The organism is Winogradskyella poriferorum (assembly GCF_050618035.1).
Lineage (GTDB): Bacteria > Bacteroidota > Bacteroidia > Flavobacteriales > Flavobacteriaceae > Winogradskyella > Winogradskyella poriferorum_A.
Window position 1 is genome coordinate 1 of record NZ_JBODPY010000245.1, and the last position, 220, is coordinate 220.

The 220-nt window shown below is 39.1% G+C and carries 1 pseudogene; it reads right to left on the minus strand.

What is annotated here, in order from left to right:
- Positions 1–220 (minus strand): annotated as a pseudogene (locus tag ACRHOC_RS15640) (TonB-dependent receptor); the annotation flags it as partial.

The following is a 220-nucleotide window of genomic DNA, read 5'->3' on the forward strand; positions in this document are numbered from 1 at the left end:
TCCAACTGTCTACCCAATATTTACCTACGATTGGTAAATTATGATCGGTTGCAAAACTAGGTTGGGCTGCATTTTGAAAATTACGGTAATCGCGCTCAGTATCTAAATACGCGTAACTAACCCAATAATCTAGATTTTTTATACTGGTATTATCACGCCAAATCAAATCTACTCCCTGTCCGTAACCACTCCCCGGCGAATTGAATTCACTATCAAAACC